The sequence below is a fragment of the Pseudomonas sp. S3E12 genome (assembly GCF_001702295.1).
Classification (GTDB): Bacteria; Pseudomonadota; Gammaproteobacteria; order Pseudomonadales; family Pseudomonadaceae; genus Aquipseudomonas; species Aquipseudomonas marginalis.
The window spans coordinates 147795-170883 of record NZ_MBDT01000032.1 but is presented as its reverse complement, the minus strand read 5'-3'; the positions used below and the strand labels follow the sequence as shown (position 1 = coordinate 170883).

The 23089-nt window shown below is 60.8% G+C and carries 22 protein-coding genes; 8 read left to right on the top strand and 14 right to left on the bottom strand.

The genetic code is table 11. The features are described from left to right. The first annotated feature begins 26 nt into the window (after nt 1-26). From BB029_RS25225 to BB029_RS25215, 3 genes are read left to right on the top strand one after another with little or no spacing between them, the layout of a single operon-like run. Nucleotides 27-707 (top strand): C39 family peptidase, encoded by a 681-nt coding sequence (locus BB029_RS25225; RefSeq protein ID WP_065941237.1) that lies wholly within the window; start codon nt 27-29, stop codon nt 705-707. A 38-nt stretch (nt 708-745) separates the two neighbouring features. Further along, a complete protein-coding gene (locus BB029_RS25220; RefSeq protein WP_065941236.1) occupies nt 746-1489 on the top strand; it encodes a hypothetical protein in 744 nt (247 codons plus the stop codon). Nucleotides 1490-1538: 49 nt separating this feature from the next. Beyond that, nucleotides 1539-2843 (top strand): hypothetical protein, encoded by a 1305-nt coding sequence (locus BB029_RS25215; protein ID WP_065941235.1) that lies wholly within the window; start codon nt 1539-1541, stop codon nt 2841-2843. Nucleotides 2844-2924: 81 nt separating this feature from the next. On the opposite strand, the gene BB029_RS25210 is transcribed toward BB029_RS25215, so the two are convergent. Continuing rightward, nucleotides 2925-4250 carry a sigma-54 dependent transcriptional regulator gene (locus BB029_RS25210; protein ID WP_065941234.1) on the bottom strand — a complete coding sequence of 442 codons (1326 nt, stop codon included), beginning with the start codon at nt 4248-4250 and terminating at the stop codon, nt 2925-2927. Nucleotides 4251-4593: 343 nt separating this feature from the next. Here BB029_RS25210 and BB029_RS25205 point away from each other — a divergent pair, with 343 nt between their 5' ends. Beyond that, a complete protein-coding gene (locus tag BB029_RS25205) occupies nt 4594-4854 on the top strand; it encodes a hypothetical protein (RefSeq protein WP_032887053.1) in 261 nt (86 codons plus the stop codon). A gap of 65 nt (nt 4855-4919) precedes the next feature. On the opposite strand, the gene BB029_RS25200 is transcribed toward BB029_RS25205, so the two are convergent. The 3 genes from BB029_RS25200 to gnd are packed head-to-tail and all read right to left on the bottom strand — an operon-like array spanning nt 4920 to nt 8289. After that, on the bottom strand, nt 4920-5744 hold the full coding sequence (locus BB029_RS25200) for a Cof-type HAD-IIB family hydrolase (RefSeq protein WP_065941233.1): 825 nt from the start codon (nt 5742-5744) through the stop codon (nt 4920-4922). Next, nucleotides 5741-7264 (bottom strand): glucose-6-phosphate dehydrogenase, encoded by a 1524-nt coding sequence (gene zwf / locus BB029_RS25195; RefSeq protein WP_065941232.1) that lies wholly within the window; start codon nt 7262-7264, stop codon nt 5741-5743. The genes BB029_RS25200 and zwf overlap by 4 nt, the downstream gene beginning before the upstream one ends. After that, nucleotides 7261-8289: a phosphogluconate dehydrogenase (NAD(+)-dependent, decarboxylating) gene (gene gnd / locus BB029_RS25190; protein ID WP_223841635.1), complete on the bottom strand. Its 1029-nt coding sequence runs from the start codon at nt 8287-8289 to the stop codon at nt 7261-7263. Before gnd ends, zwf begins: the two co-directional genes overlap by 4 nt. Nucleotides 8290-8515: 226 nt before the next feature. On the opposite strand from gnd, the gene BB029_RS33405 reads away from it, so the two are divergent. From BB029_RS33405 to BB029_RS25175, 4 genes are all read left to right on the top strand, one after another. Then, nucleotides 8516-8695 carry a DUF6026 family protein gene (locus BB029_RS33405; RefSeq protein WP_256097793.1) on the top strand — a complete coding sequence of 60 codons (180 nt, stop codon included), beginning with the start codon at nt 8516-8518 and terminating at the stop codon, nt 8693-8695. A gap of 160 nt (nt 8696-8855) precedes the next feature. Then, nucleotides 8856-10613, top strand: a complete 1758-nt coding sequence (locus BB029_RS25185) for a phosphoethanolamine transferase CptA (protein WP_065941231.1) — start codon at nt 8856-8858, stop codon at nt 10611-10613. A gap of 114 nt (nt 10614-10727) precedes the next feature. After that, nucleotides 10728-12953: a TonB-dependent siderophore receptor gene (locus BB029_RS25180; RefSeq protein WP_065941230.1), complete on the top strand. Its 2226-nt coding sequence runs from the start codon at nt 10728-10730 to the stop codon at nt 12951-12953. Between the two features lie 144 nt (nt 12954-13097). After that, on the top strand, nt 13098-13307 hold the full coding sequence (locus BB029_RS25175; RefSeq protein WP_065941229.1) for a hypothetical protein: 210 nt from the start codon (nt 13098-13100) through the stop codon (nt 13305-13307). A gap of 102 nt (nt 13308-13409) precedes the next feature. Here BB029_RS25175 and BB029_RS25170 read toward each other — a convergent pair whose 3' ends face one another. The 10 genes from BB029_RS25170 to BB029_RS25125 all read right to left on the bottom strand — a co-directional run bounded on the left by BB029_RS25170 (nt 13410) and on the right by BB029_RS25125 (nt 22945). Beyond that, the gene (locus tag BB029_RS25170; protein WP_027606459.1) at nt 13410-13901 is read right to left on the bottom strand and encodes a GNAT family N-acetyltransferase; all 492 of its coding nucleotides are present in this window, start codon (nt 13899-13901) and stop codon (nt 13410-13412) included. Between the two features lie 173 nt (nt 13902-14074). Beyond that, entirely contained in the window at nt 14075-15178 is a 1104-nt protein-coding gene (gene zapE, locus BB029_RS25165) for a cell division protein ZapE (RefSeq protein ID WP_065941228.1), read from the bottom strand. 15 nt (nt 15179-15193) lie between these two features. Further along, complete coding sequence (locus BB029_RS25160; protein WP_065927894.1) at nt 15194-15529, bottom strand: nuclear transport factor 2 family protein; 336 nt, start codon at nt 15527-15529, stop codon at nt 15194-15196. 51 nt (nt 15530-15580) lie between these two features. Continuing rightward, entirely contained in the window at nt 15581-16297 is a 717-nt protein-coding gene (locus BB029_RS25155) for a YafY family protein (protein WP_065941227.1), read from the bottom strand. Nucleotides 16298-16444: 147 nt separating this feature from the next. Beyond that, nucleotides 16445-19102, bottom strand: a complete 2658-nt coding sequence (gene pepN / locus BB029_RS25150) for an aminopeptidase N (protein WP_065941226.1) — start codon at nt 19100-19102, stop codon at nt 16445-16447. Between the two features lie 13 nt (nt 19103-19115). Beyond that, complete coding sequence (locus BB029_RS25145) at nt 19116-19946, bottom strand: DUF2797 domain-containing protein (RefSeq protein ID WP_065941225.1); 831 nt, start codon at nt 19944-19946, stop codon at nt 19116-19118. Then, on the bottom strand, nt 19943-20203 hold the full coding sequence (locus tag BB029_RS25140; RefSeq protein ID WP_027606465.1) for a YeaC family protein: 261 nt from the start codon (nt 20201-20203) through the stop codon (nt 19943-19945). Before BB029_RS25140 ends, BB029_RS25145 begins: the two co-directional genes overlap by 4 nt. A 14-nt stretch (nt 20204-20217) precedes the next feature. Next, entirely contained in the window at nt 20218-21087 is an 870-nt protein-coding gene (locus BB029_RS25135; protein ID WP_065941224.1) for a rhomboid family intramembrane serine protease, read from the bottom strand. Then, a complete protein-coding gene (locus BB029_RS25130) occupies nt 21084-22058 on the bottom strand; it encodes a metallophosphoesterase (protein ID WP_168166846.1) in 975 nt (324 codons plus the stop codon). The genes BB029_RS25135 and BB029_RS25130 overlap by 4 nt, the downstream gene beginning before the upstream one ends. Next, on the bottom strand, nt 22055-22945 hold the full coding sequence (locus tag BB029_RS25125; RefSeq protein WP_003217892.1) for an NAD(+) kinase: 891 nt from the start codon (nt 22943-22945) through the stop codon (nt 22055-22057). The genes BB029_RS25130 and BB029_RS25125 overlap by 4 nt, the downstream gene beginning before the upstream one ends. Between the last annotated feature and the right edge of the window lie 144 nt (nt 22946-23089).

The window sequence follows — 23089 nt, the reverse complement described above, 5'->3', positions numbered from 1 at the left end:
TCCAGTGTCCAGCAGGTCACACGATCATGCGCCTCGCGACCCTAACCCTCCTGATGCTGCTCACCGGCCCGACCTGGGCAGGCACCATGGCGATCTCCGCCCTGCCTGGCGGTGCAGTGATCTACAAGAAGGTCGAGAGTATTCGTGAGCGCCGGTTCGCCAACCTGGTGGAACAGAAAACCGACTTCAGCTGCGGTGCTGCGGCACTCGCTACCATTCTGCGCCAGGGTTATTGGCTGGATGTAGACGAAGATCACGTCATCAAAGGCATGCTGGTCAATGCCGACCAGGACCTGGTACGTACCCAGGGCTTTTCCATGCTGGACATGAAGCGCTACCTCGAAAGCATCGGCATGCGTGCCCGGGGCTACAAAATCGCGCCAGAAACACTGGTCACCGTAAAGATCCCCGTGGTGGTGCTGCTGGAAATTCGTGGCTACAAGCACTTCGTGGTGATGCAGCGGGCCGACAAGGACTGGGTCTATATCGGCGACCCGGTACTGGGCCATAAGCGCTATTCCCATGATGACTTCGTCAAGGGCTGGAACGGCATCGTGTTCGCCGTGCTGGGTGAAGGTTACGACAAGGCCAACGCCCTGCTCGACCCGCCCACACCGCTGACCGCCAAGAGCCAGATGAATGAGTTCAGGCCCGTAGGCGATGCCGAGCTGATGGATTTCGGTTTTATCCAGAGCGACTTCTTCTAAGAAGCGCAATAAGGGGCAGGACGCTCCAGGAGCAAAAGATGAACACTTCCCGTTGGCTGACGGTCTTGTGTCTGGCAGCCTCAATGCCCGCTTATGCTTCGTCGGGGTTCAAACCCATCGAACTCAAGGATTCGGAAATGGCCGACCTGCGCGGTCGTTACGTAATGCCGGGGCGGATCATCAGCTTCGGCATTGTCATGAGCAGCACCTGGACCAACGCCGTGGGTGACAGCATCACCGGCAAGGCCAGCATGCAGATCGATTCGTCGACCGTTACCCCGCAATTCTATGTACAAACCACCGGCTCGACCGGCAACGGCACGAACCCGAATACCGGCACCGGCACGGTTACCGGCGGGGCAGGCCTGGGCAGCGGCCAGGGTGTGACACAAAGTGTGCGCACCGCCGGCGATGGCAACACCGCCTACAACAATGTAGGCATCACCGTCGAGAACGGCTTTGCGCCCTCCAACATCGTGCAATCAGGGCAAGTACTGGTGGCCGGCGGCACCGTTACCGGTGACAGCGCGGCAGGCCGCGTGAGCGTGTCGGCCAACAACGGCGGCTTGCAGATGGCGATCCAGGCCAATCACAACCAGGGCAACAGCCTGCAGCAGATCGGCGGCGGGAATGTGCTGCAAGGCACGGTGCTGACCGGCAACACTAACTTCGTCAACAACATGACCCAACTTAACGTCGTGATGAACAATAACGGTTTGAACAACGGTGCATTGAACTGCAATCTGGATCAACTCAAAGCCCTACGCACGCTCGGTTATTGAACTACGCTGACCGTCGACACTTACGCATTAGAAAAGGACGGCTTATTTCATGCATCGATCGTTATCGCTCCGTGCTGTGATCTGTTTAAGTACGCTCTTGCCCGCATCCGTTCTGTATGCAGCGCCAGATAGCGACATCGAAACCCTCAAACAGGAACTTCTGGAACTCAAGCAGCGGTACGAAGTGCAGCAAAAAGCGCTGGCCGTGCTGGAGCAGCGCGTGCGTCAGGTCGAAGACCAACCGGCCACCCCGGCCCCCAAACGCCTGGCCAAGTCGCCGGCAGACTTTCAGAAAGCCAACGGCACCACTGTCGCGGGCACGGGGGCCGCGGCGGCTTCCGGTGGTGCGGGGGGCGGCGGCAGTTCCTACGGCCAGTCTCTCAAGGATGATTCGGCCCCGGCACAAAGCGTCAGTAACCTCTATAACGAAGCCAGCGGCTTTTTCGGCAACGGCAAGTTCAGCTTCGAAACCGGCGTTACCTATGCCCGTTACGACGCCCGTCAGCTGACCCTCAACGGCTTCCTGGCGCTGGACTCGATTTTCCTCGGCAACATCAACCTGGACCGGATCAAGTCCGATAACTGGACCCTGGACCTGACCGGGCGCTACAACGTCGATAACCGTTGGCAGTTCGACGTGAACGTGCCGGTGGTGTACCGCGAGTCGACTTACCAGTCTGCCGGTGCCGGCAACAACGGCACCGCCACATCGGAACAGTCGGTCACCCGCGACCCGACCATCGGCGACGTCAACTTCGGCGTGGCCTACAAGTTCCTCGACGAAACCCCCACCCTGCCGGATGCCGTGGTGTCGGTGCGGGTCAAGGCGCCCACCGGCAAAGAACCGTTTGGTATCAAGCTGATCAATACACCCGGCAACGACAACCTGTTCGTGCCGGAAAGCCTGCCTACGGGCAATGGCGTGTGGTCGATCACACCGGGCATTTCCCTGGTCAAGACCTTCGACCCTGCCGTGTTGTTTGGCTCGCTGTCCTACACCCATAACTTCGAAGAATCCTTCGATGACATCAGCAGTGACGTCAACCAGAAGGTCGGCGGCAAGGTCAGCCTGGGCGACAGCTTCCAGTTCGGGGTCGGCGTGGCCTTTGCCCTCAACGAGAAGATGAGTATGTCGTTCTCGGTGTCCGACCTGGTGCAACGCAAGAGCAGGCTCAAGCCCAACGGCGGCGACTGGCAATCGGTGGTTTCCAGCGATGCCAACGCCGGTTATTTCAACGTGGGGATGACCATTGCCGCGTCGGATAACCTGACCATCGTGCCGAACCTGGCAATCGGCATGACGGACGATGCGCCGGACTTTACGTTCAGCCTGAAATTCCCGTATTACTTCTAACCCGACCGCTACGGAATCCGGTGCACAAGGAAAAGCCCCGCAACGATAAGGGTCGTTGCGGGGCTTTTCGGTTTACCCGCCCTAGCGGATCTGGTGTTTGTGCAGCAACCGGTAGAACGTCGGCCGGGAAATCCCCAGCACACGGGCCGCGACACTCAGGTTGTCGCTGTGCCGGTTGAGCACATCGCACAGCGCCTGGCGTTCAGCACGGTGCTTATAGTCTTCCAGTGTAGCCATGGGTGGCGAAATTGCCTGTTCGCCCAGCAATCCCAGATCGGCGGCCTCGATCTGGCGCCCTTCGGCGAGTACCAGGCCGCGGCGCACGCGGTTGGCCAGTTCGCGCACATTGCCCGGCCACGGGTGCTGCCCCATGGCCACCAGGGCGTCATCGCTGAAGCTGCGGGGACGGCGACCGGTTTCCTGGCTGTAGAAGCGTGAAAAGTGGTTGGCCAGCATCGCCACATCACCATGGCGCTCGCGCAAGGGCGCGGTGATCACCTGCAGCACATTGAGCCGGTAGTACAAGTCTTCGCGGAAAGCGCCCTTGGCGACGGCCGCTTCAAGATCGACGTGGGTGGCCGCCAACACCCGCACGTCCACCGGAATCGGCTGGCTGCCGCCGACCCGCTCGACTTGCTTTTCCTGGAGAAAGCGCAGCAGGTTGGCTTGCAATTCCATGGGCAAATCGCCGATTTCATCAAGGAACAGGGTGCCGCCATGGGCCGCTTCGATGCGCCCGACCTTGCGTTGATGGGCACCGGTAAACGCGCCCTTCTCATGGCCGAACAGTTCGGATTGGATCAAGTGTTCGGGAATGGCGCCGCAGTTGATCGCGACAAAGGGCCTGGCATGGCGCTGGGATTGGCGGTGCAGGGTCTTGGCCACCAGCTCCTTGCCGGTGCCGCTGTCGCCACGGATCAGCACCGGGGACTCCGTAGGCGCCAGCTTGGACAACAACTTGCGCAATTCGCGAATCGGGCGGCTGTCACCGAGCAGCTCATGCTCGGGCTCATCGACCGGAGTGTGCCCCTTGCCGCGCAAGCGCGCCATGCCGAATGCCCGGCCCAAGGTGACCTGGACCCGAGACACATCGAAAGGCAAGGTATGAAAATCGAAAAACCACTCGCAGACAAAATCACCGACATTTTGCAAGCGCAGTACATCCTGGCTGAGCACAGCAATCCATTCGGTGCCGCTGCGGCCAATCAGTTCCTTGACCGCTTCCGGACGCTCCAGATGGTAAGGCTGCAGCCGCAGCAAACCGACATCACAGGATCGGTCACCTACCGCCTCCAGGGCACAGCTGTCGACCTCCCAGCCTGCCGTGCGCAAACCGGGTAATAAGCCATGGCAGTCGTCACAGGGGTCAACCACGAGTAAGCGGCGCTGCACGGGTGTAACAACCATGACTATTCCTTGGCGTCAAAATTGTTAAAGTTATTTAGAAACAATGTGTTGTGACGACCAGCGCTAACACTAGCAAGATCTTGACGCAGGCCTTGTACCATTTCGCTATAACAGCGGGTAAAAAGCCATCAAACAATGCATTGAGCTGAAAAGTTGCGCCGCGCTGAAACTTTCATTCAGCTTTCAAAACAGCCGCTTACATGACATCAATCAGGAAAAGTTGAAATTTGTTGCTCTAACATGTGACCCGCACCCCGTCATCGCGCATCAGTACAAGTAACCCGCCGCACGGTCAGCCCAACCGCCGGTACTCACTTGAATGGGCATTTAGAGAGAGACCCACATGAACGCCCCGCTCCGCATCAACGAAGCTCTTTTGATCGCAGACCGTGCTTTCCAGCCCTTTCAATGCGTGGCCTGGCACGACGGCAACGGCGCCCTGAGCCTGAGTGTCATCGACCGCACCAATACCCGTATCGGCAGCAAACAATTGTCGTCGAACACCTATAGCGACCCGGCGCAATTGGAAGACTTGCTGTTGCAAGCCCGCGCCGAGCTCGACAAAGATGGCTACCAGTTGCAGTCCTGGGCCATGCCGAAGTAAATCGCGGCTAACTTGCGATCACTGCAAAACAGTGGTCGCAAGTTGCACAATCGAACTTAAGACGCTTATCGCGCCGCGAGAATAAACCGTTCGATTGCTTCCGCAGCGCCCTCCTCGACATTGCTGCCGGTGACCACGCTGGCCTGGCGCTTGACGGCTTCTTCCGCCTGCCCCATGGCAATCGACAACCCCGCCACTTGAAACATCGCCGGGTCATTGCCCCCATCCCCGATGGCCGCCGTCTGCTCCAGCGGCACCCCAAGGTGCGCCGCCAGCGTCTTCAACGCCTCGCCCTTGTTGGCCAGCATGGCCGTCACATCCAAATAAATCGGCTGCGAACGCGACACCTGGGCCAAGCCCTGGACCTTGGGCTGCAATTGCGCTTCCAACGTCACCAGCAATGGGGTGTTGTTGCTCGCGGCGACGATCTTGTCGATACGCTCCAGGTAGGGCTCGAAACTCTCCACCACTACCGGCCCGTACCCCAGGCCATGGACTTCGCGCGGTTCCACCGGCCCTGGCGGACCACGGCGCAGCCAGTCACCGTCGGCAAACACCCACACTTCCACATCCGGCTCGGCCGAGAACAGCGCCAAGGTCACCAGCGCCGCCTCCGCCGGCAGATGGTGGGCAACCAGGATGCTGCCATCCGGGTTGATCAAGGTGCCACCGTTGAAGCCTGCGACCGGCACATCGATCCCGAATGTCTCGATCAGGTGCAGCATGGCCTTGGGTGGTCGCCCACTGGCCAGGCTGAAAAACACCCCGGCCGCGCGCAGGGCGCTCACCGCATCGGCGGTGCGCTGGCTCAGGCGGTGATCCGGATGCAGTAAGGTGCCGTCCACGTCGCTGAGGATAAAACGGATGGGATGAATCGCTGCATCACTCATCCGAGCGAGTGCCAGGTGCGGCCATCGCGCGCCAGCAATTCGTCAGCCGCTGCAGGCCCGTCTTCACCGGCCTTGTAGGTCTGGATCCCGTCGTCCTCCTTCCACGCATCGAGGAACGGTTGCACTGCACGCCAGCCGTTTTCGATGTTGTCGGCGCGCTGGAACAAGGTCTGGTCGCCGGTCATGCAGTCGTAGATCAGGGTTTCGTACCCGGTCGACGGTTGCATTTCGAAGAAGTCCTTGTAGGCAAAGCCCAGCTGGATGTTGGCCATGTCGAGGGTCGGCCCGGGCTTTTTCGCCAGCAGGTCAAACCACATGCCTTCGTTGGGCTGGATCTGGATCTTCAAGTAGGTGGGCTTGACCTCGTCCACCTCGGTGTCACGGAATTGCGCATAGGGCGCCGGCTTGAAGCAAATCACGATCTCGGTGTCGCGCACGCTCATGCGCTTGCCGGTACGCAGGTAGAACGGCACGCCGACCCAGCGCCAGTTATCGATCATCACCTTGAGGGCGACGAAGGTCTCGGTGCTGCTGTCGGGAGCGACGTTGGCTTCTTCGCGGTAACCGGGCAGTGGCTTGCCGGCGATTTCGCCCGCGGTGTATTGCCCGCGCACCGAGTTGGCCCGCGCGTCTTCCAGGGACCACGGGCGTACCGCACCGATGACCTTGGCCTTTTCACCGCGCACCGCATCGGCACCAAAGGCAGCCGGGGGCTCCATGGCCACCATCGCCAACAACTGGAACAGGTGGTTGGGCACCATATCGCGCAGGGTGCCGGTTTTTTCGAAGAAATTGCCTCGCGTCTCCACGCCGACGGTTTCGGCGGCGGTGATTTGCACGTGGTCGATGTAATGGTTGTTCCAGAACGCTTCGAACAGCACGTTGGAGAAACGGCTGATGAGGATGTTCTGGACCGTTTCCTTACCCAGGTAATGGTCGATGCGATAGATCTGCTTCTCGCTCATCACCTTGAGCAGGCTGGCGTTCAACGCTTCGGCGGTGGCCAGGTCGGAGCCGAAGGGCTTCTCGATCACCACGCGCCGGAAACTGTCATCGGTTTCCGTCAGCAGGCCGGCACTGCCCAGGCGCTGCACCACGTCACTGAAGAAGCGTGGTGCGGTGGCCAGGTAGAACACCGCGTTGCCGGTGCCGCTGCCGGCGATCTTCTTGCCGATGTCGGCGTAGGTGCTGTCATCGAGGAAATCGCCCTCGACGTAGCTGATGCCTTTGGCCAGTTGCGCCCACAATGCCGGATCGAGGGCGTTATCCCCATTGCCCTTGACCTTGCTCGCGGCCTCGGTGCGGATAAAGTCCTCGAGTTTCTTGGCGAAGTCGGCATCGCTGATGGCGTTGTGATCAACGCCAACGATACGCAGGCCATCGCCCAGCAAGCCATCACGACTGAGGTTGTACAGCGCCGGCATGAGCAGGCGCTTGACCAGGTCGCCATGGGCGCCAAACAGGAACAGGGTGGTGGGTGGAGCAGGTTCGGCCTTGAGTTTCTTGCCGTTGGCGGTCATTTTTTGGAAGTCTCCACGTGGCCGCCAAAGCCAAAGCGCATGGCAGACAGCATCTTGTCACCGTAGGTGCTCTGCTGGCGCGAGCGGAACCGCGCGAACAACGACGTGGACAATACCGGCACCGGCACGGCTTGTTCCATGGCGGCTTCGATGGTCCAGCGGCCTTCGCCACTGTCGGCCACGGAACCGGAGTAACCGTCCAGCTTGGGGTCGGTGGCCAGGGCGTCGGCGGTCAGGTCCAGCAACCAGGACGAGACCACGCTGCCACGGCGCCAGACTTCGGCGATATCGGCAACGTTGAGGTCGAAGCGCTGGTCTTCGGGCAGGTTTTCCGAGTTCTTGGTCTTGAGGATGTCAAAACCTTCGGCAAACGCCTGCATCATCCCGTACTCGATGCCGTTGTGGATCATCTTGACGAAATGCCCGGAGCCCGCCGGGCCGGCGTGGATGTAGCCCTGCTCGGCACGCTTGTCAGCCGACGCGGAACGGTCCTTGGTGCGCGGGATGTTGCCCAGGCCCGGTGCCAGGCTGGCGAAGATCGGGTCGAGGCGCTGCACCGTCTCGGTGTCGCCGCCGATCATCATGCAGTAGCCACGCTCCAGGCCCCAGACGCCGCCGGAGGTACCGACATCGACATAGTGCAGGCCCTTTTGCGCCAGGGCCTTGCCGCGACGTACGTCATCCTTATAGTTGGTGTTGCCGCCGTCGATGATCACGTCACCGTCTTCCAGCAGCTCACTGAGTTCATTGATGGTGTTTTCGGTGGGGTCGCCTGCCGGCAACATCACCCAGACAGCACGCGGTTTCTGCAGCCCGGCCACCAGGGCCTTCAAGTCGGCAACGCCGGTGGCGCCCTCTTCGCTCAAACCTTTGACAAATGCTTCGTTACGGTCGTAAACAACGGTGGTATGCCCATTGAGCATCAGGCGCCGTGCAATATTCCCGCCCATGCGGCCTAGTCCGATAATCCCCAGTTGCATGTGCTGATGCTCCCAACTACTGAATAAATGTGTGACATAGTTTATAGCGCAATGAGGCTAATGAGGGTTAGTCCAGGGCAGATCCGTGTAGTTTCATGGGAAAAAGTTGCCATCGTTTCACCATCACGCCCCCGAAAGTCACACGACCACCAAAAATAAAAAAGTTCCATTGAGGTGAAAAAGAATTCAGAATTGCTTCCGACTGTTGCCGAGAACCTCGACTCAAGCGTTCTGGCACACCGCGACACACCGGCTATTTGCGAGGCAAGCAATGAGCACAGCACAGATGACCCGTCCTCCACAGACCCTCTACGTCACACTCCGTCGCGATGAATTGCGCCAGTTGAAAGACGAACGCGATCAGTTGCAGCTTGAGGTCATGCGCCTGCGTGCCCATATCATTCAGGCCCAGCTGGACCAGCCTTCCGGTGCGCAGCCCGCGCTCTGCTGAGCCCGTCATCACTTTGTAAGATAACGGCTACATAAATCTCACAAAGTTTTCACATGCCCTTCCCGATACTCCCGCCCCCAAGGGCCATCCCATGCAAGGGTGGCCTCTGTTGCGTGCAGCCCTGCGCGTCGACTGAAAAATTACCGGGTTGGAGCGCTGGATGGCGATGTTCGAACGCAGCACCACGTCTGCGAAAGGCTTTGATTGGGCCGGTCTTGCCTGGCTATTCGTGTTTTTCTGGTACTTCTCCGGCATTACCCAACTGCTGATCCAACTCAGCGGCACTTCAGGCTTCAGTGGTTTTCGCCAAGCCTTCTTCATGAGTGCGATATGGCTCGCGCCCCTGCTGGTGTTCCCCCGCCGTACGCGCTTGCTTGCTGCCCTGATCGGCGTGGTGCTGTGGGCCTGTTCCATGGCCAGCCTGGGTTATTTCTTCATCTACCAGCAGGAATTTTCCCAAAGCGTCATCTTCATCATGTTCGAATCGAACATCTCCGAAGCCGGCGAGTACGCCACCCAATACTTCGCCTGGTGGATCGTGCTGGCGTTCATTGCCCACACCGCCGTGGCTATTTTCCTGTGGACCCGGGTACGCCCGGTGTATTTGCCGCGCGGCCAGGCCCTGGTGGCGGCAACGGCAATCCTGGTGGCGATCATCGGTTACCCGCTGGTCAAGCAGATTGCCCGCAGCGACACCCTGGACGACGCCATCGACCGCTTCGAATCGCGCATCGAACCGGCCGTGCCCTGGCAGATGATCGTTGCCTACCGCCGCTACACCGAACAGCTGGACAATATGCAAGGCATGCTCGACAGCGCCAGCCAGATCGCGCCCTTGACCAACCTCAAGGACACCATGGCCGGCCAGCCGTCGACCCTGGTGCTGGTGATCGGCGAGTCCACCAACCGTCAACGCATGAGTCTCTACGGTTATCCGCGCAACACCACGCCGGAGCTGGACAAGCTGCGCGATCAACTGGCGGTGTTCGACAACGTCATCACCCCGCGCCCCTATACCATCGAAGCCCTGCAACAGGTACTGACGTTCGCCGACGAGGAGAACCCCGATCTTTACCTCAAGACACCGTCGATCGTCAGCGTGATGAAACAGGCCGGGTACAAGACCTACTGGATCACCAACCAGCAGACCATGACCAAGCGCAACACCATGCTCACGACCTTTTCCGAACAGGCCGACGAGCAGGTGTACCTGAACAACAACCGCAACCAGAACGCCCGCCAATACGACGGCGATGTATTGGCGCCATTCTCCAAGGCCCTGGCCGACCCGGCCGAGCGCAAGTTCATCGTGGTGCACCTGCTAGGCACCCACATGAGCTACCAGTACCGCTATCCGCCGACCTTCGACAAATTCACCGACCGCCAGGGTGTACCTGCCGGGATCAGTGACGATCAACTGCCCACCTACAACAGCTACGACAATGCGGTGCTGTACAACGATTTCGTGGTGTCGAGCCTGATCAAGGACTACGCCAAGACCGATCCCAACGGCTTTTTGCTGTACCTGTCGGACCATGGCGAAGACGTATTCGATTCCGCCGGCCACGCCACCCTGGGGCGTAACGAAGGCAAGCCGACGGCGCCGATGTACACCATTCCGTTCATGGCCTACGCCTCGCCGAAATGGCGTGAAACCCACGACTGGAGTTTCGCCGGCGACCTGCAACGCCCTTACACCAGCTCGCAGTTGATCCACACTTGGGCCGACTTGGCCGGGCTCAGTTTCAACGAGCTCGACCGCAGCAAAAGCCTGGTGAGCGACAGCTTCAAACCCCGCCCGCAACTGATCGGCAACCCCTATATGCGCCAGCAGAAGGCGTTGATCGACTTCAGCCTGATCAAGCCGAAAAAGGCCAATCCGACCGATGTGGTCCTGCAGGAACCGCCGGCCTTGTAACAGAAAGATAACAATCATTCTCGTTTAGCCCTAAAGTTCCCCCGCTCCTTTCGTCTTTGAGCCAAGGCCTTCCCTTTTCGTGGTGGCCGCAAAGACGACAAGGAGTCTTCCGCGATGTTCGCGCCTTTTACCCGCTCCATGACCCTCACGCTCGGCCTGTGTGGCGCCGCCCTAAGCCCGGACCTGCTGGCTGAAACCGACCCCGAACACACCCCGCTCGAACTCGGCGCGACCAACATCTCCGCCGAAGGCCTGGGTGCCACCACCGAACACACCGGTGCCTACACCACCGGCTCGATGAGCACCGCCACCCGCCTGAACCTGTCGGTCAAGGAAACCCCACAATCGATCTCGGTGATCACTCGCCAGCAGATGGATGACTTCAATCTCAACACGCTGACCGACGTGCTGCGCCAGACCACCGGGATCAACGTCCAGCACAACGACTCCGACCGCGTGTCCTATTCCTCCCGCGGCTACGGCATCACCAACTTCCAGATTGACGGGATGCTCAATACCTTCGGCTACATGAAGTCCGACGCCGATACCATCATCTATGACCACATCGAGGTGGTACGCGGTGCCACGGGCTTGACCACCGGCGCCGGCGACCCCTCGGCCACCATCAATATGGTGCGCAAGCGCCCGACGGCCCAATGGCAGGCGAAAACCGGCGTCAGCGCCGGCAGCCATGACAACTATTACAGCTACGTGGACGTGGGCGGCCCGCTGGCGTTCGACGGCAAGCTGCGCGGGCGCACGGTGCTGGCCTATCGTGACAGCCAATCGTTCCGCGACAACTATGGCCTGCAGCGGGCGGTCGGCTACGGCATCCTGGAGGGCGATCTTTCCGACGATACCGTGCTGGCTGTAGGTTTCGACTACCAGAATAAGCAGGTCCAAGGCACCTCCTGGGGCACTGTGCCGTACTGGAACAGCGAGGGCGGCAAGGCCGGTCTGTCGCGCTCCACCAATATGGCGGCGCACTGGAGTTCATGGCCGCTGACGGACAAGACCACCTTCGCAACCCTCGACCATCGGCTGGGCGGCGACTGGCACGTGAAGGCCGCCTACACCCATCGCCAGAGCGACACGGACGGCAAGGTGTACTACGGCGGCGCGGGCTTCCCCAACGATGACCGCAGCGGCATGACCGCCTGGGCCAGCCACATGCGCGGCACATCGAGAATGGAGGCCGTCGACCTCAACCTCGCTGGCAGCTATGCACTGCTGGGCCGCGAACATGCACTGATGATGGGCTATGGCGAGGCCACGCAGCGGGACGTTTCCCCCGTGATGCGCAGCAACCTACCCGCCAGCTACTACACCATCGAAGACTGGAAATACATGGGCGGGATCGCCAAGTTCGGCGACACCGTCACCCACCTCAAGGGCGAACACAGCAGCAAGCAACAAAAGGCCGGCTACCTGGCCACGCGACTGAGCCTCACCGACCGCTTGCATGCGGTGCTGGGCAGCCGCTATGGCAGTTGGGAACTGAAAAGCGCCGCCCCGCAATACGATGCCAACGACCAGCTTACCGCCGCCGGCAAAAACAGCCAGACCCACAATGATATGTGGACGCCCTACGCGGGCCTGCTCTACGACCTGACGCCGGAGTACACGGTCTACGCGAGCTACACCGACATCTTCAAGCCACAAAGCCTCAAGGATGCCAGCAAGAAGTACCTTGAACCCGTGGTGGGCAGCAACTACGAGGTGGGCCTCAAGGGCAGCGTGCTGGAGGAGCGTCTGAACCTGGCGGCGGCGTATTTCTGGAGCACCCAGGACAACGTCGCCGAGCGGGACGATTCAGTGCCACCAAATCCCATCACCGGGGAGGAGTACTACAAGTCCGGCGGCAAAGGTAACAAGGTCAACGGCTTCGAATTGGAAGCTGCCGGAGAAATCATGCCCGATTGGAACCTGACGGCCGGTTATACCTACACCCATTCGGTCAACGGCTCGGGTAAACGCAACAACACCGGGCAGCCGCTGAACCTGCTGAAAGTCTCCAGCGCCTACCGCTTGCCGGGGGCGTGGCGCAACCTCACGGTCGGCGGCGCGGTGAACTGGCAGAGCGACATTTACGATTGGAGCAATCGACCTACGGGGGTACGCGTCGGCAACACACCGGTGACCGAACGGGCGAAGATCACACAACAGGCCTACACGGTGGTCAACCTGATGTCCCGCTATCAATTCGACGAGCACGTCTCAGCGTCGCTTAACGTCAACAACCTATTCGATAAAAAGTATTACGAACGCGTCGGCTTTTATAACGGCGTGTATTGGGGCGACCCACGCGCCATTACGCTGGCCTTGGACTGGAAGCTTTAAAGCCGGCCATCCGAAGTTAACGATATTGTTAACTTCGGATGTTTCTCGCGTTAATTCCCACTTAATAAGATCGCACCAGAATCGCCCCACGATTCTGATCAAGGACAGAGCAGATAACCGATCACACTTAATGAGTAAACACAGATGAAACTCTCGACCTTGATGCTTGCCAGCCTGATGACCCTGGGCTCCGCCGCCGCGTTTGCCGAAGGCGGCTCGGAGCGCTCGAAGGAGTTCTACAACAGCTTCACCTTCACGCAGCAGACGCTTCACGGCACGACTGAACAAACGGCGTCCGCCGACGGCAAGACACCGAACACCAATACGACCGAACAGGAACAACCCAAGAGTTAAGTTAATCGTTAGTTAATCCGCAACACCCTGGGCCATACCGCTCCGTTGGCAAAGGTTTATTGGGCGCCCTCTGCTGGCGCCCTTTTTTTCGCCGGTTATTTATTAAAGCGGCTTGTTCCAGAACAACATGCGCCCATGGGCCGGATCAAACTTCGCATCATCAAAACCAAACTTGCGATACGCCGACTGGGCGACGGCATTACCTTCCAGCACCTCCAGGGTGATCTTGCAGCAACCACGCTGGCGGGCGATGTCCTCGACCTTCAGCAGCATCTTCTGGCTCAGCCCCAAGCCGCGAAACTCATTCATCACCACCACGTCGTGCACGTTGACCAAGGGGCGGCAGGCAAAGGTGGAAAACCCTTCAAAGCAATTCACCAGACCCGCCGGCTCACCGCCGACAAACGCCAGCACACTGAACGCATGGGGGCGCTTGGCCAACTCGGCCGGCAGTTGCTCCAGCAGGTCGGCTGGCAGGCTATGGCCGCCGCCCATGGGGTCTTCGGCGTAATGGTTAAGCACCTTGGCAATGGCTTCGGCATGTACAGGATTGGTGTAGCTGGCTTGCAGCACCAGGATATCTGGGGTGTCCATTTCCGTCCTCGATCACGACTACTAGGGAACCGGTTCCCTTTGAGGGGCACGATTGTAAGCGTGGCGTCAGCACCAGATGAAGGAGATTAACTACAAATGTGCGCCCGAAAGCGCGAAGGCTTTGGCACTAAAAAAACCCAAAGTGTCCATTCAGGGCTTTTTTCGTACAGGCCTCAGCCGAAGCGCTGCAGCTGCATTTCTTGCAAGCGGCTCAAGGTGCGACGGAAAGGAAACGCCAGGTAACCGTCGGTATACAGGCGCTCCAGCGGCACCTGGGCGTCGATGAACAATGGCACCTTGCGGTCGTAGCACTCGTCCACCAGGGCGATGAAGCGACGCACACTGTCGTCGTGCACCGACAACTGCGGCAACTCACGATCACCGGCCACCACGCGCTCGACCCCATCCTCGGTGCCGCGGGCAATCCGGCCTGGGCGCTGTTGCGCACTCAGGTTGGGCACCTCCCCCAGCAGGATCGCCTTGAAGCGGTCGCACAGCAGGATGAAATCCATTGCCGCCAGGGGGTGTTCGCAGAGGTCGGCATAGCGGCACCACAGCACGCTGTCACTGGCCTGCACGCACACGATGGAACGATGGCCGACGGTGACCGGACCACGACTCACCGCCTGGCTTTCGGCCAATTGTGCGAACACGTTCGCCAGCGCTTCAGGCTGGTTCACCCAATAGCGCTGCCGGCCCACACCTGGATGCAAGCGATGATCCTCGCCACCGTCGACCGCCACCACGTGCATATGCCGCTCAATCGCCGCAATGCCCGGCAGGAAGCGCTCCCGATTGAAGCCATCGGCATACAGCTGGGCCGGTGGTTGATTGGAGGTGCAGACCATCACCACACCTTCCTCGAACATGACCTGGAACAGCCCGCCGAGGATGATCGCGTCACCGATGTCACTGACGAACAGCTCATCGAAACACAATACCCGCACCTCCCGGCTCAGCTCCCGCGCCAGGGCCTGCAACGGGTCATGGGTGCCGGTGAGCTGGAACAGTCGCTGATGCACCCAGCCCATGAAGTGGTGAAAATGCTGACGCCGCGCGGGCACCCGCAGGCTTTGGTAGAACTGATCCATCAACCAGGTCTTGCCGCGGCCCACCGGCCCCCACAGGTAAACGCCAGCCACGGGCGAACGGCCCTGATGCAGGGCCGCATGGCAGGCTTGCAGGGCATCCACCGCCCGGCGCTGGGCGTCGTCGGCAACGAAACCCTGTTGGGTAATGGCGTGTTGGTAAGCAGCGAGGGGCGAGTCGAAAGTCATGCCCGCGATTATGACCTACAGGGAGATATCCAGCCGTGAAATCTTGCCCTGCGCGTCCAGGCGAAAGGTGTAGCGCAACTCCAGCGGACTGCCGGGAAAATTGCCGGAGACCACATTGCTGACCAGCACCTTGCCGGTACGGTGCTGCACCTTGAGCACCTCGACACGCGGCTGGTAGCGGCGCCCGGTGTCTTCCATCCAGCGTGCAATGGCGGCGGTGCCCACCTGGTGCTGGCCTTCATCGAACACATTGGCATCGTCGGCAAAACACTGGGCAATGACCGAGGTGTCGCGGGTATTGGTCGCCGCGATATAGGCGGCGATGGCGGGGGCCAATTCAGGCTGGGACATGGCAAAGCTCCTTTTCAGGTGGTTGTAGCAGCATGCTAAGCCAGGGGTGTGTCAGTTTTTGTCAGGAGTGAAGGGCCCGGATTCATTCTGCTCCATCAGCTTGCGCCAGGCCCGCAGCCAGTCGCTGCGCCGCCCCGGATAACGTTCGCCGACGACCTCGGCACTCGCCACGCGGTCGGTGCGAAAAGTGCGATACGCGCCGCGCAGCTCACACCAGGCCACGATCACCCGCACCTCATTGAGAAACCCCAGGGCCAGGGGCCAGATCAGGCGTTGACTCTGGGTCTGGCTGGCATCCGCGTAGTCGATCTGCAACTTGTCCTGATGCCGAATCGCTTCGCGAAATACATCCAGCGGCACGCGGTTTTCCGGGTAGCCAAACCCTGGCGGGCCGGGCAGCAACGTCGGGTTGCGCAAGGCTTCCTGCGCCGCCGGGTCGAGCACATCGGCGATTTTCGCCAAGGCGTTGGCGGCGGCACGGCTGAGCACGTCATCGCCGCGCTGGTCCACATAACGCAAGCCCAGCACGATCGCTTCGGTTTCTTCGGCGTTGAGCATCAAGGGCGGCAAAAACAGGCCGCTGCGCAGCACATACCCTACCCCGGCCTCGCCGAAAATCGGCGCGCCCAGGGCGATCAACTCGGCAATGTCGCGGTACAGCGTGCGCTCGGACACTTCCAATTGCGCCGCCAGCACGGCGGCGGTCACCGGGCGTTTCTTGCCCCGCAGGGCCTGCAACAACGTCAGTAAACGAGTGGTACGCGACACGTTGATCCCACCGAATAAGGAAAAGTGCCGCAGCTTAGCAGAGCCTTCTGCCAGGAAACGTCAGCAGCAAAAAAGCGCTCCTTGAACGAAGCTGCGAGGCAAAAAAAACGGCCTGAACAGGCCGTTTTTTTTACCGAAGCGGTTTATTTAAGCAAGACTCTTGCTCACCACCTCGAACACATCGCTGGACAACTCACCCGACCCACGAATGCGCTCCAGCTCCGCCTTCATCAACGCCTGGCGCGCGCTGTCGTATTTACGCCAGCGGGTCAGCGGCGCCAACTGGCGCGAAGCGATCTGCGGGTTGAACGCATTCAACTGGATCACCAGGTCCGCCAGGAAGCGGTACCCCGAACCGTCCGCGGCGTGGAAGTTGATCAGGTTCTGCCCGGCAAACGCGCCGATCAGTGCACGCACCTTGTTCGGGTTCTTGAGCGTGAACGCCGGGTGCTCCATCAACGCCTTGACCCGCTCCAGCCCGCCCGGCAACGGGCTGCCGGCCTGCACGCTGAACCACTGGTCCATGACCAAAGGGTTGTCCTTGAAGTTCTCGGCAAATACCGCCAGCGCCTGGGCCTTCTCCGCTTCGAACGGCGAGTTCACCAGCACCGCCAGCGCGGTCAGGCGCTCGGTCATGTTGTCGCTGGTGTCGAACTGCTCAAGGGTCGCCGCCAGCACTTCGGGCTTGCCGCTGAGCATCAGGTACGACAGCGCGATGTTCTGCAAGGCACGCCGGGCGAAGTGCTCGGCCGCCGCCACATAAGGCGTCTGCTTGGACAGTTCGCGGTTGGCCTGGTAACGCAACCACAGCGGCTCATGCAGGTTGTCAGCCAGTTGCCTGCGCGCAAACTCACGCGCGGCGTGGATGGCATCCACGTCCGCGAGGTCGCTGATTTCCGTCAGATAGGCTTCGCCCGGCAACGACAGCATTTCCGCAACCATGGCCTGATCCAGGCTTTCGTCGCTCAACACACTGCGCAAGGCCGTGATCAGGCGCTGGTCCATCTGCAACGCCTGGCCCTGCTGATGCTGGCCGATCAGTTCCTGCAACACCTGCACCGACAGCTGCTGGCCCGCATCCCAGCGGTTGAAGCCGTCGCTGTCGTGCTGCATCAGGAACATCAGTTGGTCGCGGTTGTACGGGAAGCTCAGTTTCACCGGCGCCGAGAAACCGCGCAGCAGCGACGGCAACGGCTGTTCGGCGATGTCGATGAAGGTGAAGGTCTGCTCGGCTTCGGTCACCGAGATTACGCGGGACGTGGCGCCGGCAGTGGTTTCACCGGCCAGGCGCAAGGCCATGCCCGCGCCCTGCCCGTCCAGCAGGCCCAGCTCGACCGGGATCACGAACGGCAGTTTCTCGACCTTGTCCGGGGTTTCCGGGCAGCTCTGGCGGAAGGTCAGGCTGTAGGTCTTGGCCGCAGCGTCGTAGGACTCGCTCACCGCCAGGCGTGGCGTGCCGGCCTGGCTGTACCAGCGCTTGAACTGGCTGAGGTCGGCGCCGTTGGCGTCTTCCATGGCCTTGATAAAGTCGTCGCAGGTCACGGCCTGGCCGTCATGGCGTTCGAAGTACAGGTCGCTGCCTTTACGGAAGCCTTCGGCGCCGAGCAAGGTATGGATCATACCGACCACTTCCGAGCCTTTTTCGTACACGGTCAAGGTGTAGAAGTTGGAGATCTCGATAAAGCTGTCCGGGCGCACCGCATGGGCCATGGGGCCGGCGTCTTCGGCGAACTGGTGGGTACGCAGGTAGGCCACGTCCTGGATGCGCTTGACCGTGGCGGAGTTCATGTCGGCGGAGAAGCCCGAATCACGGAACACGGTAAAGCCTTCCTTCAGCGACAGCTGGAACCAGTCGCGGCAGGTCACGCGGTTGCCCGACCAGTTGTGGAAGTATTCGTGGGCAACGATGGCCTCGACCCGCTGGTGCGCGGCGTCGGTGGCGGTTTCGGCGCGGGCCAGCACGGCGCTGGAGTTGAAGATATTGAGGCCCTTGTTCTCCATGGCGCCCATGTTGAAATCGTTGACCGCCACGATCATGAAGATGTCGAGGTCATACTCGCGGCCGTAGGTTTCTTCGTCCCAGCGCATGGATTTTTTCAGGCTGGTCATGGCGTGCTGGCACTTGTCGATATTTTCCGGCTCGACGTAGATGCGCAGTGCCACTTCACGCTGGGTCATGGTGGTAAAGCTGTCTTCGACACACCACAAGTCACCGGCCACCAGCGCGAACAGGTAGGCGGGTTTCTTGAACGGGTCTTCCCAGGTTGCCCAGTGACGGCCGTCTTCACCCGGACCGCTGGCAATCGGGTTGCCGTTGGAGAGCAGCACCGGGTAGCGGTGTTGCTCGGCGATCACCGTGGTGGTGAAGGTGCTCATCACGTCGGGGCGGTCGAGGTAATAGGTAATCTTGCGGAAGCCCTCGGCCTCGCACTGGGTGCAGAACATGCTGCCGGATTTGTACAGGCCTTCCAGGGCGGTGTTGGTTTCCGGGTGGATGCGCACGCTGGTGTCGACCGTGAAGGTCTCGCGGGTCGGATGCAGGGTCAGGTGGCTGTCCGTCAGTTGGTAGTCAGCCTCGCTCAGTTCCTGGTCGCCGAGGTTGACGGTCAGCAACTCCAGTTGCTGGCCGTCGAGTACCAGCGGCGGCAGGCCGGCGCCACGCTCGGGGTTACGGCGCATTACCAGCTGCGCGTGGACCAGGCTGTGGTCCTCGAACAACTCGAAGGTCAGGTGCGTCTCTTCGATCAGGTAGTCCGGCGCCTGATAGTCCTTCAGGTAAATCATCTTCGGTTGTTCGGTGCGCATGGGTGGCATCCTTCTACTGATGCACGGCGAGCTGGTAGGCCGTGTACTTACGAATATTGATAACGCCGGTGTCGAAGATCAGGTATTGGCCCTTGATCCCCAGCAGCGTGCCTTCGGCAATCGGGTTCTTGTCCAGGTTGAAGCTGACGATCTTGGCTGGATACTGCTCCACCGGGTAGCGGATTTCCAACGGTTCGAGGTCGGTTACCGGTTGGATGGCCTGCAGGCCGAAGCGTTCCTGCAATTGCAGCAGGCCATCGGCACAGGAGGCGAACAACTCGTCGCGCACCTGCTTGAGGTCCACCGCCGCCGCGTCGCCCTTGAGCAACGCACGCCAGTTGGTCTTGTCCGCCACCTGGCTGCGCAATACATCCTCGACAAACCCGGATTGCTGGCGTGTCGCCACGCGCATGATCGGCAGCGCCTGGCTGGCGCCCTGGTCCAGCCAACGCGTCGGCAATTGGGTGGCACGGGTGATGCCGACCTTGATGCCCGACGAATTGGCCAGGTACACCACGTGATCGGTCATGCAGAATGTCTCGCCCCAGCCCGGATCGCGGCAGGTGCCGGCGTCGTAATGGCAACGCTCGGGGCTCATGATGCACAGGTCACACTGGGCCAGCTTGGTCATGCACGGGTAGCAATAGCCCTGGCTGAAGCTGGTCTTGGTCTTGCGGCCGCAATGGCTGCAATGGATGGCGCCGAGGTATTCCAGGCGTACATGGGTGCCGATCAGGGGATTGACCGGCACCTCGGTATCGCCCAGGCGAAACGCGTATTGAACGGTCGGCTCACCGAGTTGCGCCGACATTTTGCTGACTGCACCGCGACCAATTTCAATCAATGGATCGCATCCGATTTGAACAGGATGTTCGGCACGGTGGTCGATTTCGACTGGCATTCCTGCGGGCCCATATAGCCGGTGCGCTGGTCTTCCGGCAGGTTCTGGATCTCCCAGGCGATCATGGCCTGCAGGGACAGTTCGCGCTGCTCTGCACTGAGCTTGCGGCCATCGGACCACTTGCCGATTTCCACGGCGAGCTTGAGGCTCGCGTAGATGTCCGGGGTGATGTTTTCGATCATTTCAGCAAAAGAGGACATAAGGCTCTTCCTTATCAAAGAGAGGATTTGCGACGGTTATACAAACCGCCGAGCAAACCGGTAAGGCAACCGATAACCAGGCCGCCGACATGGGCAGCGTTGGCGATTTCGCCGAAGCCGATCATCGACACCAGCCCCGACAGGCACAACACCAGCCACACCAGCATCATCACCAGCACCCCACGGGGCAAGCGATAGGCCGGGTTGGGCGAGAGCAGTTGAAAGATCCAGCAATGCCCGAGCAGGCCATACAGCACCCCGGACAAGCCACCGAACAGGCCGGGGCCCCCGTAGGCATATTGCGCGTAGTTGGAGACCAGGCTGAACAACAGGGTCAGGCCCAGCAGGTTGATGCTGCCCTGGCGCACTTCGATACGCCGGCCCAGCTCCCAGTACCACATGCCGTTCATGGCCAGGTGCAGAATGCCGAAGTGGATCAGCATCGGCGTGAACAGCCGCCACCATTGGCCGGAAGCCAACATGTCGGCGAACGGCGTGAACTGGATGTACTCGCCCATCACCCGGAACGGCAGGAAGGTCAGCCAGCTCATGGCCTGCAGGTTTTCCCCGAGCAAGGTCACGGCGCCGACGATGATGCTCGCCAGCAGCACCAGCGCCGTGACCGGGCTATGGCGCACCTGCTGGGCAAAGCCGGGAAGCGTGACCGGCGCCTGTTCGGGAATATCCAGTTGCCGATCCGGATCACCGGCCGGAAAGCGCTGGTACAGCACGCGCACGTCATCGCTGAGGGTCTCGGGCACCCACAACACCTGCTCGCCGGCTTCCTCGCTGACGCGATGGGGCACTTGCATGCGTTGCAGCAGTTTCACGAAACCGCCCAGGTCGACGCTCAACGGCAAGCGCAATACGGGCACGGCACTCATACAATCACCTCGGGGCGCTCAACGTCGACCCATACGAATTTACGCGGATCCAGGCGGGTTTCCTGGTCCAGGCGGTACGCCACCAGCTTGCCGTACAGCACCGCGCTGTAGTCCAGGCACGCCAGGTTCGGGCGGATCGGCGCCGGTTTGCCGCTGCGCCAGTAATGGCCGACGAACAGCAAGGGTTCGTCGGCGCCGTAGCGCAGCAGGGAGTTTTTTTCATGGGGCGACAATGGCGTGCGCGCCACCGGCTCAGGCAGTGCGTCGGGCTGGAATACGATGTCGCCGTAGGTCTTAGGGTCGTCTTCCCAGAACTTGGTGCGGAAGAACGAGCGCGTCAGGCCATCGCCACCGGTCAGCGTCAGGCCATCCGGCAGGCGCATATCGGTGCCGCGCAACAGGCGGTCGAAGGCGTTGCAGGCAAAGCTGCCGGGCACGGCGGCGGCCTGCAGGAAGTGCTGGTCGATGCAGCCATCCGGGAACGTCGCGCGCAGCGGCTGGATAAAGCCGTCGTCCCAGCACGCATGCACCACGCGGAAACGCCCGGCATCGACAAACAGCGGCATGTCGTAGAACCAGGCGAGAAAGTCGTGCCAGTCGGCCGGGTGCTGCTCGAACTGGGTCAGGGTCTCGTGGATCAGCCGCTCATGCCGTGGGGTGTGCTCGCGCACGAACTGCCGGCCACTGCCCGGCGGCGCCGGCGTGGCCCAACCCAGGGCATTGAACTCGTGGTTGCCCATGATGCACAGCGCCTGGCCGGCCTCGGCCATGTCGTGGACGATATGCAGCGCCTCGCGAATGCGTGGGCCACGGTCGATGATATCGCCGAGGAACACCGCCATGCGCGAAGGATGGCGCCAGGTGCCGCCCTGCTTGTGGTAACCCATCTGGTCGAGCAAGTGCTCAAGGGTATGAGCGCAACCGTGCACGTCACCAATCAGGTCGTAGCTACGCGCGGGATCGAGCATCAGTCGCCTCCACCCCCCAAGCGGCTGCCCCAGCCCAACTTGGTGCGGCACACTTCGTAGTAGTTGTGATCCAGCGGGTGGATCAAGCGCAACTTCTGTGCCTTCTTGCTCACGGTGATGGTGTCACCGGGGGCGCAGGTGAAATGGTTCTGCCCGTCGCAGGAGACTTGCGGGTAGATCTGCATGTCTTTGGACACCACGATTTTCAGCTCACTGTTGCCATCGACCACAATCGGCCGGCTGGACAACATATGGGGGTACATCGGCACGATCACAATGGCATCGAGCTTGGGGTGCATGATCGGGCCACCGGCCGACAGCGCGTAGGCGGTGGAGCCGGTGGGCGTGGCGACGATCAGGCCGTCGGCCTTCTGGCTGCACACGAACTGGCCGTCGATATACAGCTCGAATTCGATCATCCGCGTGGATTTGCCCGGGTGCAACACCACATCATTGAGCGCATCGCCCTGGCCGATGGCTTCGCCGTGGCGGCGCACTTCGGCCTGCAGCAGGAAGCGGTTTTCCACCAGGTAATGGCCGTCGAGCACCTTGGCCACTTCGACTTCCAGCTCATCGGGGCGGATATCGGTGAGAAACCCCAGGCTGCCACGGTTGATCCCCAGCACCGGCACGTTATGCCGCGCCAGGGCCCGGGCCGCGCCGAGCAGGCTGCCGTCGCCGCCGACCACGATGACCATGTCGCAGACTTCGCCGAGCATCTTGCGCGACGAGGTTTGCAGGCCGTGGCCGGGAAGGATTTCGGCGATGGTGTCTTCGAGGATCACATGCAGGTGGCGTTCCAGCAGGAATTTTTTCAGCCGGCGGACGGTGTCCAACACCTGGGTACTGCCCAGGCGACCGATAATGCCGATATTGCGAAATTGCTCCATGGGGCTCCTGCGGGATTTAGGGGTGGGGCAAAAAAGAAACGATTATGGGCGAAAGGCTGGCTCAGGCAAAATCCTTTGTCGCCGTGAAGCCTTGATGACAACGGTTCTCAGCCCCCTGCGCAACGGTTAAAAGGCTATGCTCGG